Source organism: Streptomyces sp. NPDC088707 (assembly GCF_044752725.1).
Classification (GTDB): domain Bacteria; phylum Actinomycetota; class Actinomycetes; order Streptomycetales; family Streptomycetaceae; genus Streptomyces.
Map to the genome: position 1 here is coordinate 1,076,015 of NZ_JBIVLV010000001.1, position 14,161 is coordinate 1,090,175.

At 71.1% G+C, this 14,161-nt stretch carries 15 protein-coding genes; 7 read left to right on the top strand and 8 right to left on the bottom strand.

All coding sequences use genetic code 11. From position 1 onward, the window contains the following. Positions 1 to 254 precede the first annotated feature (254 nt). From ACIP84_RS04770 to ACIP84_RS04780, 3 genes are all read right to left on the bottom strand, one after another. On the bottom strand, positions 255 to 956 hold the full coding sequence (locus ACIP84_RS04770) for an alpha/beta hydrolase (RefSeq protein ID WP_401794478.1): 702 nt from the start codon (positions 954 to 956) through the stop codon (positions 255 to 257). 57 nt (positions 957 to 1,013) lie between these two features. After that, a complete protein-coding gene (locus tag ACIP84_RS04775; protein WP_401794481.1) occupies positions 1,014 to 1,949 on the bottom strand; it encodes an SDR family NAD(P)-dependent oxidoreductase in 936 nt (311 codons plus the stop codon). A 103-nt stretch (positions 1,950 to 2,052) separates the two neighbouring features. Continuing rightward, positions 2,053 to 2,601 carry a hypothetical protein gene (locus tag ACIP84_RS04780; RefSeq protein WP_401794484.1) on the bottom strand — a complete coding sequence of 183 codons (549 nt, stop codon included), beginning with the start codon at positions 2,599 to 2,601 and terminating at the stop codon, positions 2,053 to 2,055. Between ACIP84_RS04780 and ACIP84_RS04785 the strand changes: the two genes are divergently transcribed. Next, positions 2,558 to 2,683 (top strand): hypothetical protein, encoded by a 126-nt coding sequence (locus tag ACIP84_RS04785; protein WP_401795671.1) that lies wholly within the window; start codon positions 2,558 to 2,560, stop codon positions 2,681 to 2,683. The genes ACIP84_RS04780 and ACIP84_RS04785 overlap by 44 nt on opposite strands. 91 nt (positions 2,684 to 2,774) lie before the next feature. Here ACIP84_RS04785 and ACIP84_RS04790 read toward each other — a convergent pair whose 3' ends face one another. Further along, positions 2,775 to 4,217, bottom strand: coding sequence for an aldehyde dehydrogenase (locus ACIP84_RS04790; RefSeq protein ID WP_401794487.1), 1,443 nt, complete (start codon positions 4,215 to 4,217; stop codon positions 2,775 to 2,777). A 632-nt stretch (positions 4,218 to 4,849) separates the two neighbouring features. Here ACIP84_RS04790 and ACIP84_RS04795 point away from each other — a divergent pair. The 3 genes from ACIP84_RS04795 (at position 4,850) to ACIP84_RS04805 (ending at position 7,466) form a co-directional block, all read left to right on the top strand. Next, a complete protein-coding gene (locus tag ACIP84_RS04795; protein ID WP_401794490.1) occupies positions 4,850 to 5,917 on the top strand; it encodes an alpha/beta fold hydrolase in 1,068 nt (355 codons plus the stop codon). Positions 5,918 to 5,982: 65 nt separating this feature from the next. Next, entirely contained in the window at positions 5,983 to 6,369 is a 387-nt protein-coding gene (locus ACIP84_RS04800) for a hypothetical protein (protein ID WP_401794493.1), read from the top strand. A gap of 224 nt (positions 6,370 to 6,593) precedes the next feature. Continuing rightward, on the top strand, positions 6,594 to 7,466 hold the full coding sequence (locus tag ACIP84_RS04805; protein ID WP_401794496.1) for an alpha/beta fold hydrolase: 873 nt from the start codon (positions 6,594 to 6,596) through the stop codon (positions 7,464 to 7,466). Between the two features lie 130 nt (positions 7,467 to 7,596). Here the strand turns inward: ACIP84_RS04805 and ACIP84_RS04810 are convergent, their stop codons facing one another. After that, on the bottom strand, positions 7,597 to 7,863 hold the full coding sequence (locus ACIP84_RS04810) for a hypothetical protein (RefSeq protein WP_401794499.1): 267 nt from the start codon (positions 7,861 to 7,863) through the stop codon (positions 7,597 to 7,599). 141 nt (positions 7,864 to 8,004) lie between these two features. On the opposite strand from ACIP84_RS04810, the gene ACIP84_RS04815 reads away from it, so the two are divergent. Then, complete coding sequence (locus tag ACIP84_RS04815; RefSeq protein ID WP_355968546.1) at positions 8,005 to 8,493, top strand: TetR family transcriptional regulator; 489 nt, start codon at positions 8,005 to 8,007, stop codon at positions 8,491 to 8,493. A 115-nt stretch (positions 8,494 to 8,608) separates the two neighbouring features. On the opposite strand, the gene ACIP84_RS04820 is transcribed toward ACIP84_RS04815, so the two are convergent. Both ACIP84_RS04820 and ACIP84_RS04825 read right to left on the bottom strand, forming a co-directional pair. Further along, the gene (locus tag ACIP84_RS04820) at positions 8,609 to 8,764 is read right to left on the bottom strand and encodes a hypothetical protein (RefSeq protein WP_355968511.1); all 156 of its coding nucleotides are present in this window, start codon (positions 8,762 to 8,764) and stop codon (positions 8,609 to 8,611) included. An 11-nt stretch (positions 8,765 to 8,775) separates the two neighbouring features. Then, complete coding sequence (locus ACIP84_RS04825) at positions 8,776 to 9,426, bottom strand: HAD-IA family hydrolase (RefSeq protein WP_401794502.1); 651 nt, start codon at positions 9,424 to 9,426, stop codon at positions 8,776 to 8,778. A 327-nt stretch (positions 9,427 to 9,753) separates the two neighbouring features. Between ACIP84_RS04825 and ACIP84_RS04830 the strand changes: the two genes are divergently transcribed. Further along, the gene (locus ACIP84_RS04830) at positions 9,754 to 12,516 is read left to right on the top strand and encodes an ATP-binding protein (protein ID WP_401794504.1); all 2,763 of its coding nucleotides are present in this window, start codon (positions 9,754 to 9,756) and stop codon (positions 12,514 to 12,516) included. 14 nt (positions 12,517 to 12,530) lie between these two features. Here the strand turns inward: ACIP84_RS04830 and ACIP84_RS04835 are convergent, their stop codons facing one another. Continuing rightward, positions 12,531 to 13,337 (bottom strand): alpha/beta hydrolase, encoded by an 807-nt coding sequence (locus ACIP84_RS04835; protein ID WP_401794506.1) that lies wholly within the window; start codon positions 13,335 to 13,337, stop codon positions 12,531 to 12,533. A 323-nt stretch (positions 13,338 to 13,660) separates the two neighbouring features. On the opposite strand from ACIP84_RS04835, the gene ACIP84_RS04840 reads away from it, so the two are divergent. After that, positions 13,661 to 14,122, top strand: coding sequence for an SsgA family sporulation/cell division regulator (locus ACIP84_RS04840; RefSeq protein ID WP_355968500.1), 462 nt, complete (start codon positions 13,661 to 13,663; stop codon positions 14,120 to 14,122). The last annotated feature ends 39 nt before the right edge of the window (positions 14,123 to 14,161 follow it).

A 14,161-nucleotide genomic window follows, 5' to 3' on the forward strand; every position in this document is an offset into this window, starting at 1 on the left:
CCCGGCCAGCGCGAGGCTCACGGCGGGGTCGTGGGAGGCGGCCTCACGGACCGCGGTGAGCACCGCGTGAGGGGCGCGGTGGATCGCGATCACGTCTCCGAAGATGCGGGCGAAGCGCTCGGCCCCGTCCTCCCCCGCGTCCGGGCCACCGCCGAACGCGCCGCGACATGGTGCCGTCTGGCGTCGTGTCACGGGCCTCATCGACGCCGGTCCGCATGCGGTCCGGTCCGCGGCCCGTCCTCCGCCCCCCTGCCTCACTGCCGCGCGATCCGGTCCAGCACTCCTGCCAGTTCCTCGGGCATCGAAAGCATCGGCGTGTGGCCGCTGGTCAGGTGGTACGTGGTGTCGGTCCGCTCGGCGAACGGCTCCTGGTACGACGGAGGCAGGCTCCGGTCGTCGTCGCACACCACGTAACTCGTGGGGAGGGTCTTCCAGCCGGCCTGGTTCACCGGCTCGGCGAACGAGAGCGCGGTCTGCGGCAGCAGCCGCGCGAGGGCTGCGTCCCGCTTGTCCTCGGGCACGTCGTTGTAGAGGGTCTCCGCCGGGTTCTCCCGTACGGGGATGACGCCCTCCACGATCGCGAGGTCCGGCTGCTCGCCACCGAAGCAGGTCGTCAGGCTCTCGCCCTCGTCCAAGGCGAAGGCGGCCACGTAGACGACGTGGGCGACGTCGGCGGCTCCCGCGGTGGCCTGGGTGACCGGCGCGCCGCCGTAGGAGTGGCCGACGACCACGACGGGGCCCTCGATGGCGGCGATCTTCTCGCGGATCACCCTCGCGTCGTCGAGGAGACCAGGCAGACGGCCCCCGGTCCCTTCGTCGACGACGCTCGGCAAGTCGACGGTGTGGCTGGTCCAGCCGTGCGCCGAGAGGGCGTCCTGGAGCTCGCTCCAGCACCACGAGCGGTGCCAGGCTCCATGCACCAGGAGGAACTCGGGGGTGCGTTCGGTGTCGTTCATCGTCTTCCTCGTCCTGTCGTCCGGTGATGCGCGGCGTTACCCCGTGGCCGACGGGCGTCAGCGCACCACGGGAAGCGAGAGGTCCCACAGCCGGTCCGCGGCGGCCGGATCGACCGACCATCGGGCGACGCCCGCCATCGGGTCGGGGCCGCCGTCGACGACCTCCGCCTCCTGGTTGTCCTCGAAGTACTTCCCGCTCACCCCGTCAAGGAGCGGGGAGGCGGCCAGCAGCGCGGTGGTGGCGGCGCCCTGAGCCGGGGTCTTGTAGTGGTCGGGGGTGAGGAGCGCGCCGTCCTCGTCCATGGCTCCGAGCGCCTGCATGGTCGCCATGTCAAGGTGGCGTGTCAGGTTGGTGTGAATCCATCCGGGGGCGCAGGAGTTGGCCACGATGCCGTACTCCGCCCAGCGGCGGCTGATCCCCACCGCGAACAGGACCAGGGCGGTCTTCGACTGCGCGTAGGCGGGGAAGGGGTCGTAGGGCCGTCGCTCGAACTGCGGGTCGTCGAAGTCGAAGTGCTCTCTCAGCTGGGCACCGGAGCTCACCGCGACCACGCGCGGCCGCTCCGCCCGCCGCAGAGCGTCGCGCAGACCGACGGCAAGCGCGAAGTGGCCGAGGTAGTTGGTGGCGAGCTGCGCCTCCCAGCCTTCGGCGGTGACCTGCCGCGTGGGGAGCATCATGACCCCGGCGTTGGCGACGAGGGTGTCAAGCGGCCCGCTCCAGGCTTCGCAGAAGGCCCGGACCGAGGCCAGGTCCGCGAGGTCGAGTGCGACCGCCCGCGTTCCCGGGACTTCCTTGACCAGCGCGTCGGCCGCGGCCGGGTTGCGGGTGGCGATGGTCACCTCGGCCCCCGCTCCGGCGAGCGCGCGCACCGTCTCGACGCCGAGACCGGAGGACCCGCCGGTGACGATCATCCGTCGCCCGCCGAGGTCGACTCCCCGGAGTACCTCGGCGGCGGTGGCCCACATGCCGAACGGTGTGGTGGTCAGTGTCATGCCTGCGCCCTGTCTTCACGAAGGGATGGTTGCCGCCCCAGTGCGGGGCCCGACTCGGGCCCGCACCTGCCGGGGATCGCACTGCGGAAACCATACAACGTGTTCATACGTGTCGCCTTCGTCGGAGACACTTCAGGTGTGCGAAAGCCGCCCCCTCCACTCCGGAGGAATACATGTGCACAGCGAGTGTGAGGGGGCGGGCACACGCCGGACGCCATCTACTGGGCCTTGTAGCCGCGTCGACGTTGACGGTGGTTCCGGTCACGAAGGACGCCGCCGGCGAGGCGAGCCAGGTGATGGCTTCGGCGACCTCCGTGGGGCCTTCGGAGTCAACGTCGACGGCGACGAGGACGGCTTCCCCGCCGTTGTCGCGGATCTCGCGGACGACGGCTTCGCCCGCTTCCACGCGACGACCGGAGACGACGACGGCGTGGCCCGCGCGGGCCGTGAACACCTGACCGCGCTGGAGCGGCGGGGCGTCGGGGGTGACCGAGGCGGCGAGCTGTTCGGGGAGGGCGGCGGTCCACTGCCGCCAGTCGCGGTCCAGCAGTTCCAGCAGTTCCAGGAGGATGGGGGCGCTGGCACGCTCCCTCGAACAGCGGCGGGTTCTGTGTGACCTGCTCAGCGCCCAGGCAGGCGTCCTGGAGCACAACCCGCGTGGCCGTCGAGTGCGGGGATGTAGCGGTGGGCGAGCGAGGCCAGGGCGGCGACGTTGGACTTGGCCACCACCCTGAAGGAACTGCTGGCGACCCGCATCGCGGGCACCCCCTCCAGGACGGAGCACGGCGGCCCCCCGCCGGGGAACGCTCACCCGCATCCTCGCCGTCAGACGGTGATGGTCTTGTACTCGGTGTAGGTGCCGAGACCGACCGCGCCGTACTCGCGGCCGACGCCGCTCGCCTTGAAGCCGCCGAACGGACCGTCGAAGCCGACGGAGACGCCGTTGACCGTGATGGTGCCGGTGCGCACACGGCGGGCGACGGCGAGGGCGTGCTCCTCGTGGGCGGACCAGACGCCGCCGGAGAGGCCGTACTCGGAGTCGTTGGCGATGCGGACGGCGTCGTCCTCGTCGTCGTAGGCGATGACTACCAGGACCGGGCCGAAGATCTCCTCCTGGGCGATCCGCATGGAGTTGTCGACGTCGGCGAAGACGGTGGGCGTGACGTAGTTGCCCTTCTCCAGCCCCTCGGGAATCTGCGGGCCGCCGGTGACCAGGCGGGCGCCCTCCTCGATGCCGAGCCGGATGTAGTCGCGCACCCGCTCCTGCTGGTCGGGGCGGATCATCGGGCCGATGAAGGTGTCGGGGTCGGCCGGGTCGCCGACCTTGAGCGATTCGACCAGTTCCTTCAGCCCGACCACGACCTCCTCGTACCGGCTGCGCGGGGCAAGGATGCGGGTCTGGGCGATGCAGGACTCGCCGTTGTTGAGCAGCGAGCCGAACTTGACGCCCGCGACGGCCTTCGCGATGTCCGCGTCGGGCAGGATGATCGCGGCGGACTTGCCGCCCAGTTCCAGGCTGACCCGCTTGAGCTGCTCGCCCGCGATGGCGGCGATGCGGCGGCCGGCGCGCGTCGACCCGGTGAAGGCGATCTTGTCGACGTCCTGGTGGGACACCAGGTACTCGCTGGTCTCGCGGTCCGCGGGCAGAACGCTGACGACGCCCCCGGGAAGACCGGTCCGCTCCAGGAGCTCGGCCAGGAAGCCCATGCTCGGTGAGTTCTCGGGGGAGACCTTGAGGACCACGGAGTTTCCGGCGACGAGGGCGGGGATGATCTTCGAAGTGGCGGAGGAGAAGGGCGAGTTCCACGGGATCACCGCGGCCACGACGCCGATCGCCTCGCGGCGGACCACGCTGCGCACCGCCGCCGACGGGTCGGACGGCACCAGGGTCTCCTCCCAGCCGAACTCCTCCGCAGCCTTCAGGTAGGCGTTGGCCTGCCGGGACAGGCCGGGCTGGCCGGCCCGGGTGAACCACCCCGCCGAGCCGTTCTCCAGCGAGATCAGGTGCGCGATCTTCTCCGCGTTCTCCTCACGCAGTGCGTTGAACCGGCGCAGGAGCGCGATGCGTTCGGCGGGCGGCGTCAGCCGCCACACCCCCTGGTCGAAGGACTCGCGGGCCGCGGCGACCGCGCGGTCGATGTCCGCGGGCCGCGCCTGGGCGGCCCGGGCGACCACCGACTGATCGTGCGGCGACGTGATGTCGAGGAGCTCCGGGCTGCTCGGCCGGACCCAGGAACCACCGATGAAAAGCCGGTCGTAGGTGATCACGTGCTTCCTCTCTTCTCTGCTGTGGCCGTGTGAACCGCTCACCAATCTGTCACATCAATGTAGCACTTACGTTAATTAGCTTCACGTCAGTGAGACGGATAGTGCTATTTCCTCTACACCGTAGGTACTCTTCAGGGTGCTCGCCGACGAGGACATCCGCCGGCGCCGTGACACCTGCGTCGCGGAGGTCGCGGACAAGACCGCGGCGGCCGGCGATACCGCCCGACGTGGGAGCCGTCCCGCCGAGGGCCGGTGAGCAATCCGCCGACGTCCAGGATCGGCGGATCAGGGGATCAGCGGATCAGTCGAATGACCCAAGCCGCCGAGGGCCGGGGACCTCGCTCGGCCCCCTCGCGCCAGACCGTCATCTGACTGATGTGTCCGCATTCGCCGCGATCCAGAATGTGGGCGTCGGCCCGGCGCCGGCACGGTGTCGGGCAGACCCGGGCCGGCGCCGGTCCGCGTCCGGAACTCGTGCGGCACATCAGCCCGCCACCACCTGACCGGCAGGTGCCTACGTGCGAGAGCGAGCGTCATCGCGCCGAAGCGCCGCGGCCCTCTCGTACCGCAGCTGCGCACGGCGGGTTCCGGACGCGAGCCGGCCACCGTAAACACACGACGGAGGGCTTCACATGATCGACAGGCGCACCTTCAGCAAGGCCGTCGGCCTGGGCACCGGCGCGGCAGCCGTCTCGCTGACCGGGCTGCAGACCGGCGCGGCGGCGGCCGCCGCCTCACACCGGACGAGTGGTGCAACGGCACCCACCGTGCCGGACATCGCCCCCGGCACCCACACCGGTTTCGTCAGGCTGAAGCACGTCAAGGCGGGCGTCCTCGACATCGGCTATGCCGAGACGGGCCCCGCCCACGGCCCGGTCGTCCTCTGCCTGCACGGCTGGCCGTACGACATCCACAGCTTCGTCGACGTCGCCCCGCTCCTCGCCGACCTGGGCTACCGCGTCATCGTCCCCTACCTGCGCGGCCACGGCAGCACCCGCTTCCTGTCCCGCCGCACCCCCCGTACGGCGGAGCAGTCGGCCATCGCGCTCGACATCGTCGCCCTGATGGACTCCCTGAAGATCGACAAGGCGGTCCTGGCGGGCTTCGACTGGGGCTCGCGCACCGCCGACATCATCGCCGCCCTGTGGCCCGAGCGCGTCAAGGCCCTGGTCTCCACCAGCGGGTACCTGATCACCAACCGCAAGGCACAACTGGAGCCGGCGGCCGCGGCCGTCGAGCACAACTGGTGGTACCAGTGGTACTTCGCCACCGACCGCGGCAAGAAGGCCATGGAGAGCGTCGAGGACCGTCTAGCGCTGTGCCGTTACGTGTGGACCCTGGTCTCTCCCAACTGGAACTTCGACGACGTCACGTACCAGCGCACCGCCGAGGCGTTCACGAATCCCGACTACGCGGCGATCGTGCTGTTCAACTACCGCTGGCGCATCGGGCTGGTCGACGGAGAGGCCCGCTACGACCGCTACGAGCGCGCGCTGTCCGCCCAGCCCTCCATCCACGTCCCCACGGTCACCCTCGACGCGGCTCTCGACCCCTTTACGGCGCCCGGCGACGGGGCCGGCTACCGCAACCACTTCACCGGCCCCTACGCGCACCGCACCATCGCGGACATCGGCCACAACCTGCCACAGGAGGCGCCCACCGCCTTCGCGCAGGCGGTCGTCGACGCCGACCGCCTCTGACCTCCGCACCCGACACCGGCCCGGCGCCCCGTGTCCCGGGCCGGCACCTCCAGGACCAGTCCCAGATGAGCGAAGTCCAGTGGCACCGTCTCACCGCCGCGGAGCTGCGCGACCACGCGGCGTGGGACGCGGCGGTGTTGCTACCGATCGGGGCCACGCAACGGCACTGGCGAGACGTCCATGATGACGGCCGTCTTCCCGGGCTGATCCACACCGAGCGCCTGGCCGAGGCACACGGGCTGCGGACCGTCCTTCCGCTCGAGTCCACCGAGCCCGTGTTGGTGGCCGTGACCTTCGCCCGCGTCACCGGGTCCGTTGTCGCGTGGGACGCCCGGGCGACGAGCCCCGAGAAGGGCGAGCGGCTCCTGTCCCGCTGCGCGCGAGCCCTGGCCGACATCATCGTGCGGGATCCGTGGGAGAAGGACGAGGCCGGAACCGCGGCGACGCACTGACCACGCCCCGACGGCCCCGCCCCATGAGGGAACCACCGCCATGGGGCGGCCGGCGCGGGGTCGACAGCCCGACGCCGTGCCAACATTCCACAGTACTCAAATCCGTCACCGCCTTGACAGGTGACGTAACGCCTGACAGGTTCGTCACCAGTCAGAGCGGTGACGAAGAGTCGGCGAAGCCGCCGCTCCGTGCCCGTTGTAGAAGCGCCTGAAGGGAAAATGCCGTGGTCAGCAACAAGGGTGGACGCAAGCGACTGGTGACGGGCTCGGCCTGGACGCTCACGGCAGGCCTCGCGCTCGGCGCGTTCGCCCTCGCCGGCACCGCCAACGGCGCATCCGCCGACACCACCACCGAGGCCGTGGACACCAGCCGGCACACCAAGGCCAAGCCGACCATCGTCCTGGAGCACGGCGCCTTCGCCGACGGCTCCAGCTGGAACGACGTCATCGCCGAACTGCGCGCCGACGGCTACCCGGTCGTCGCCGCCGCGAACCCCCTGCGCGGCCCCTTGGCCGACGCCGCCGCCCTGCGCACGCTGCTCGACCACATCGAGGGCCCCAAGATCCTCGTCGGCCACTCCTACGGCGGCAACGTCATCAGCCAGGCCGCCGCGGCCGACCCCGACGTCAAGGCCCTCGTCTACGTCGCCGCGTTCCTCCCTGCCCCCGGTGAGAGCGCGCTGGAACTCACCAACAAGTTCCCCGGCTCCACCCTCCCCAACGCCCTCGACCCCATCACCTACAAGCAGAGCGACGGCTCCACCGCAACCGACCTGTATATCCGGCAGGACAAGTTCCGCCGCCAGTTCGCCGCCGACGTCCCCGCGGAGCAGGCCGCCCTCATGGCCGCCACGCAGCGGCCGATCGCCCAGGCCGCCCTCGAGGAGAAGGCCACCTCGGCCGCCTGGAAGACGAAGCCCTCCTGGGCCATCGTCACCACCCGCGACCTCAACATCCCCGCCGCGGCCCAGCGCTTCATGGCCGAACGCGCCAACGCCCGCACCACCGAAGTCGCCGCCTCCCACTCCGTAGCCGTCTCTCACCCCCACCTCGTCGCCGACATCATCGAACGAGCCGCCCGCACCACCACCCGCTGACACTGCACGGGGGCGCGGGGCCCCTCCGGCCCCCGCCCCCGAGCGCCCCACCAGGGGGGGCCGATCCGAGGCACCACACCCTCGCTCGCGAACGCCCGCGGCCCGGGCCGAGTGCTCCGTCCAAGCGGCTTCAAGCTGCGGCCTGCCGATTCCCCTGCCCCTGGCCGGCCGTGGTCGCGGTACACGGCGACGCGGACACCAGCAGGGCGGCCAGGGTGATGGTCGAGACGATCGGACCGACGAGGTCTGACGAGCCCCAGCGCCCGCCGAAGGACGTGACCAGGACCAGCCCGCCGGCGATGGCCGCCAGGACGGTGGCGCCGACGCAGTCGATCCGAGCCTTGGCACCCCGGGTGGCGGCGGGCAGTGATGACGAACCGCCTCTCACATCTGTCACTTGGATGTAGCAGTTAGAAACAGATGCTCCTCTCTGGAGAGGCACTAAGAGCGCGAGAGGTCACAGCTCGCGGGTAAGATCGGCGGGATGAGAGCCGACGCAGCACGCAATATCGAAGCCGTACTGACCACCGGGGCACGCATGCTCGCCGCCGACCCCGGGGTGAGTATCGCGAGCATCGCCGCCGAGGCGGGTATGGACCGACGCACCGTCTATCGGCGCTTCGCCTCCCGCGAGGAACTCCTCGCCGCCGTCTACGCGGCGCGTCTCGCCGCCATCGAGGAGGCGATCGAGGACGCCCGACTGCGCGAGGCCCCCGTCGCCGTCGCCCTGCACCGGTACGTGGAGAACATCACCGGCGTCAATCGCACCTGGCCTGTGGACCTCACCGACATGCTCGCCGACGACACCATGCGGGCCCGCCGGGATGCCCTGGCACACGAGGTCGACGTATTCCTCGACCGCGCCAGGGACGAGGGCCTGCTGCGCGCCGGAATCCCGGAGGGCTGGGCAAGCGCCCTCCTGCCACAGCTCATGCACCTGGTGGCGCGACAGCTCCCGGAGCTGTCCCCCGCCCAGGCCGCGGACGTCGTCGTCGACACCCTGCTGCGCGGCCTCGGAACATCCTGACGCTGAAGATCCCCCAGGGGGATCTTCAGCGATCTCCGTCATCATGGCCCACCGTCAGGGCCCGACGTCAGGGCCTCGCGTGAGAGCCCGGCGTCAGAGCCCGGCGCCCGGGTCGTCAGCCGCGGCGGACGCCTTCGAGGAACCGGCCGGCGAGGTCGATCCGCTCCTCCAGGCCAGTACTTCCCGTGTCCTCCCCGGTGCGGGAGACGTGCAGGATGCCTTCCGGGCCGGCGTCGGGACCGAAGGTCGGCAGGGCCAGTCCCAGTCTCACGCGTCTCTCCTTCAGGACGTGACCCGGTGGGGCTCGTCGCCGGTCAGCGGGATGCCGAGCAGGGCCTCCAGGGCGGTGACCGTCCGGGCCGGGTCCACGGCGTGGACGGTGGCGAATCCCAGGTCCGCCGCGGGCGGCAGGTACTGCTCGGTGTCGTCGACGAACACGCACTCCTCGGCCCTCAGGCCGAGTTCCTCCAGCACCAGCCGGTACATCCCGGGTTCGGGCTTGCGGGTCCCGTGGACCTCCGACACAACCACGGCGTCGTAGCGCCGCTCCAGCTCGTACCCGTCGTACAAGTTCCACGGTGCCAGGCCGACGGAGTTGGAGAGGATCCCGACCTTCACCCCGGCCCGGCGTGCGGCCGCCGCCGCGGCGATGAGGGCGGGCTCGGGCCGCAGGCCGGCGAAGATCCGGCCCATCAGGTTGTCCGGCGGGATACCGAGGAGCCGGCCGGCCGCCTCGTTCCACTCGGTCTGCGTGAGTGTGCCGCGCTCCAACGCCTCGGTGAGCCGGACTCCCTCAGGGTCCAGGTAGAGACCGGTGAGCAGCGCCCCCTCGGCCAGTCCCTCGCGTTGCTCGAAGGAGAGGGCGGCGGGGAGCAGAGGAGTCGTCAGCACACCGCCGAAATCGAGAATGAGGCCCTTGCGGTGCTGAGTCATACGCACACCTTAGAAGGTGCCCGATCCCAGCCGCACATCAGGTCGAAATGTTTCTCACCACACATGTGCGTACGCCCCCTGGCGTGGCCGCCGCACCATCGGAAACACGCCAAGCACAGGTGCATGTCATCTGGTACACATGTGTCGACGGCGTCGCACTCCGGCAGACTCACGAGACAGAGCACGACAAGGAGCTCTCCAGAGCAACCCGCCGCCGCAGCGCGGCGGAACGACGACGTACCCTCCCCATGGCGCCGGCGATCCGCGTACACCGGTGCGGCGCCTGGGTCGGGTACCGACTCGGCGGTCAAGGGAGTTGGGGGGACGATGGATTCGACGGGCGGGACCATGATCGGCCGTGAACGGGAGCAGAAGGTGCTCTCCGAGTTCGTCACGGCACCAGGAGGCCAGGCACTCGTCCTCAGGGGCGACGCCGGCGTGGGCAAGAGCACTCTGCTGGAACATGTCGTCGGTCTCGCGCACACCCACGCGCACAGGGTGGTGCGTGCGGCCGGCGTCGAGGCCGAGTCGGAACTCCCGTTCGCCGGCCTGCACCAGTTCCTGTACCCGCTGCTGTCCCATATCGACCGGCTGGACGACGTCCACCGGCGGGTGTTCGACGTCGTCTTCGGCAGGAACGAGAGCTCACCCCCCTCCGTCATGACCCTTGGCATCGCGGTGCTCGACCTGCTCTCGCTCGCGGCGTCGGAGAACCCCCTCATGCTGGTTCTCGACGACGGTCAGTGGCTGGACGGCTCCAGTACGGAGGTCTGCGGGTTCGTGGGACGCCGGCTCACCGGCAGCTCCGTGAGGCTCGTCGTCGGACTGCGCTCGGACGTGCCGTCGGGCTTCGACACCGCCGCGCTGTCCGAGCTGACCGTGCCCGCCCTGTCGGCGCGTGCCTCCGAAGAGCTCCTGAACGCACGCTACCCGGACCTCGACTCCCAGATCCGCCGTCTGGTGCTGGACGAGGCCCGTGGCAACGCGCTGGCCCTGCTGGAGCTGCCGCCCTACGTACGCGGCGCCCGCCAGGCACGCGGCCCCGAGGCGGCACTCGGAATCCGCGGCGTCACCCTGCCCCAGCGCCTCCAGCAGGTGTACGGCTCGCGCATCGAGGGCCTCGGGGACAGCGTGCGCGCGGAGTTGCTGCGCGGGGCCCTGGACGGCGTCGAGGCGGGCTCCGTCTCCGGTCACATCAGGGGCACCCGTTACCGCATGTCGGACCTCGACGAGGCGGCAGCCTGTGGGCTCCTGGACATCGACCCGGTCGGCGGCGCGTTCGTCTTCCGGCACCCTCTGGTGCGCTCGACGGTCGTACAGATGGCGACCCCCAACGAACGGCGCGCGGCGCACGCCGTGCTGGCCCGCATCCACCATGACGACCTGGAACGGCGCGCCACCCACCTGGCGGCGTCGACGGTCGACCCCGACGAGGAGGTCGCGGCGACGCTGGAGGCGGCGGCGGACTCCGCCACCCTCCAGGGCGGCGCGATGGCCGCCGTGGCCTGGCTGACCCGGGCCGCCGAACTCAGCGAGAGCCCCGCGGAGCGGTCCAGGCGGCTGGGCAGTGCCGCCTACGTCGCCGGACACTCCGGGCTGCTCGGGCACGCCCGGCAGCTGATCCACTCGGACACCGGGCCGGGCGGACACGAGTCCCCCGCCTCAGTGGTCGCCTCGGGCTACGTCGCGTTCTTCGAGGACGGGGACGTGCGCTCCTCGCAGCGCCAGGTGTTCGCGACGATCGAGACCATGCGTGACGAGGGGGTGCGCGAGCCGGACGAGACACTCACCCGGCTGATCGACCTGCTGCTGGCCATCAACCAGTACGCCAGTGACGCAGGCGCCTGGGAGCGGACGCACGAACTGCTGGCCCCCCTGGGCGACCTGATGTCCCCGTACTCGCGGATCTACCAGGACGCGTGGGGTGACGTGGTGCGTCGCGGCGCGGGCGTGCGCCTGCGCGTGGAACAGGCATTCTCCGATCACGGCCGGCTGGAACCGTGGGACATCACGAGGCTGGGTGCCGCCTCGTACCACGTGGACATGCTCAGCCAGTACCGGCCGCTCATCGAGCGCACCATGGACCGCGAGATGGAGACGGGTGCCTTGGCCGACGCCATGACGATGCAGCACCTGGTCATGCTGGACCAGATCGCGGTCGGGGAGTGGGACGAGGCCGAGCGGACCGGGCAGCGCAGCCTGGAGCTGACGACGGCGCACGGGCACGAACTGTTCGTCCAGCACACCCGGGCGTATCTGGGCCTGCTGGCCGCCCTGCGCGGACAGGTCGAGCGCGCCCGGGAGCTCCAGGCGTCCGTCGACGCCTGGGCCCGTCCTCGCGGTGTCGGCTTCCTCACCCAGATCACCGACGCCGTCGGCACCACCGCCGCCCTCAGCGAGGGCGACTACGAAGCCGCGTACCTCCACGCCATCGGCATCACACCACCCGGCATCTTCCACCCCTACGCCCACCAGGCCAGCCGCACCCTCCTCGACCTCGTCGAAGCGGCCCTCTACACCGGCCGCGCCGAACAGGCCCGCACCCACGCCCTCGCCGCACGAGACGCCGGCCTCCCCGACATCTCCCCCCGCCTCGCCCTCACTACCTACGGGGCCCTCGGCATGACCGCGACCGACCAGACCGAGGCCGACGAGATGTACCGCCGGGCCGAAACGCATCCCGCCGCCGCCCAGTTCCCCTTCGAACTCGCCCGGATCCATCTCGCCCACGGCATCCGCCTGCGGCACACCAGAGGACGCAAGGCCGCTCGCCCTCCCCTCACCCTCGCTTCCGACACGTTCCGCCGGCTCGGCGCCCCCACCTGGGCCGAACGCGCCCAGGCCGAACTGCGCACCGCCGGCGCCCAGGCCGCCCCCTCAGCACACCTGACAGCCCTCACATGGCAGGAACACCGGATCGCGGACCTCGCCGCCGGCGGGCTGACCAACAAGGAGATCGGCGAGCGGATGCACCTGTCCCCCCGCACCGTCAGCTCCCACCTCTACCGCGTCTTCCCCAAACTCGGCATCACCTCCCGAGCGGCGCTGCGTGACGCGTTGGGCAGGCTCCCCAGCGACCAGGGCGCCTGAGCGTCCCGGGAGTGTCAGCCCGTCTCGGTGAGCGGGCGAACGCCGTGCTCGTCCAGCCATCCGAGCACGTAGTCGGCGACGAACCGCCATCCGGCGTCGACCACCAGTGAGTGGGCGCGGTCCGCGAACTGCTTCAGATCGGTCACGGCCGTCGAGTCGCCGTACTCCTTGTAGACGGCGCGGGTGACAGCGTCGGGGACCAGCAGGTCCTCCTGCCCGGAGATCAGCAGGAGCGGCCCGCGGACCGCGTTGCCGGTGTCCACCCGGGCGAGCGGACTGCGTGCCGCGCCGTCGCAGCCGAGGTCGGTCAGCAGACGCCGCGGTACGGGCACGGCGTAGCGCTCGAAGAGCCGGTCGGACTCCTCCGCGGTCACGGTGTTCGCGAGCACCTGATGGAACTGCTCCGGTGACAGGGCCATGAGCGGTTCAGCGGCGCCGTCGCCGCCGGGCGTGCGCGCGGTGACGGGCGCCCCGGGCAGCGGCACCTGGTTGATCGGGGCCGGCGCGATGGCCACGGCCGCCCGGCCGGCGTCGTCGGCGACGAGGCGCTGCGCGATGAGTCCGCCGACGGAGTGCCCGATGATCACCGGCGGTACGCCGAGCGACCGCACGATGCCGGCGTAGTGGTCCGTCAGCGTGTCCAGGTCGAGGCCGGCGAGCGGCCCGGGGGACAGACGCGTGTCCCGGGGGGTGGGCGCTTCCCCCGGCCACCCCGGCGTGAGGGCGAGGAACCCCCGGTCGGCGAATCGTTCCGCCCACGCCTCCCAGGAAAGCGCGTGCAGCCACGCGCCGTGGATGAAGACGACGGGAGTACGGTTCACGGCTGGTTCCTCCGAGCACGACAACCACCCGGCACCGGCACACGGGCGACTGTTCAAGGGTCGTTCAGACACGGGCCGCGGACGACAGTCGAATGACTGAATGCTCGCCGGTCCACGACGGTGCGGAAGGGTGCGCGCGCCGCACAAGGACGCACGTACGAGGACGCCCCAAAGGCCGGCAAGGACCGGCACGCCGTCCGGCGCGCCCGTCGGTCACCGTCCCGCCGGGCGAAGACTGACCGTCAAGTTACCTATGTACGTCACCGGCGCGGCGACGAGAGTGGCACCTGCCACCGCATGTCACCGGGAAGGACCGCCCCGCCATGAACCACAACCGTTCCGATGTCCAGCGCCGCACGGCACCGAACGGCGATCTCGCCCTGAGCCTGGACATCGAGCGCGTGCTGGGCGTCTCCGCCCGGCAACCGGTCGAAGCGGAGTTCCGGTTCAGCCCCGAAGCTCCCTGGATCGTGTCCGTGGAGCTTCTGGTGGAAGGCGGTCCGCGCGCACGGTGGCGTATCGGGCGGGAGCTGCTCCAGCAGGGGCTGCACTCGATGAGCGGCCTCGGCGACATCCAGATGTGGCCGTCGAACCTGGAGAAGCGGGCGACATCGTGGCTCCAGCTGTGCTCGGGCGACATGGCAGCGCTGTTCGAGCTGCCCGTGCCTCCGCTGGCGGACTGGCTGGAGCGCACCTACGAGCTGGTCCCTGCGGGTCGTGAGCTGGCCAGGGTGGACTGGGGCGTAGCCGCCGCCGATCTGCCGCCCGCCCGCCGTCGTGCGTAGTAGCGGGCCGGTACCCGGGCGATGCCCCGACCCCGGAGG

Coding starts and splice junctions, on each gene's coding strand:
- ACIP84_RS04770 (WP_401794478.1), bottom strand. CDS start 956: ATGAACGACACCGAACGCACCCCCGAGTTCCTCCTGGTGCATGGAGCC.
- ACIP84_RS04775 (WP_401794481.1), bottom strand. CDS start 1,949: ATGACACTGACCACCACACCGTTCGGCATGTGGGCCACCGCCGCCGAG.
- ACIP84_RS04795 (WP_401794490.1), top strand. CDS start 4,850: ATGATCGACAGGCGCACCTTCAGCAAGGCCGTCGGCCTGGGCACCGGC.
- ACIP84_RS04800 (WP_401794493.1), top strand. CDS start 5,983: ATGAGCGAAGTCCAGTGGCACCGTCTCACCGCCGCGGAGCTGCGCGAC.
- ACIP84_RS04815 (WP_355968546.1), top strand. CDS start 8,005: ATGCTCGCCGCCGACCCCGGGGTGAGTATCGCGAGCATCGCCGCCGAG.
- ACIP84_RS04825 (WP_401794502.1), bottom strand. CDS start 9,426: ATGACTCAGCACCGCAAGGGCCTCATTCTCGATTTCGGCGGTGTGCTG.
- ACIP84_RS04830 (WP_401794504.1), top strand. CDS start 9,754: ATGGATTCGACGGGCGGGACCATGATCGGCCGTGAACGGGAGCAGAAG.
- ACIP84_RS04840 (WP_355968500.1), top strand. CDS start 13,661: ATGAACCACAACCGTTCCGATGTCCAGCGCCGCACGGCACCGAACGGC.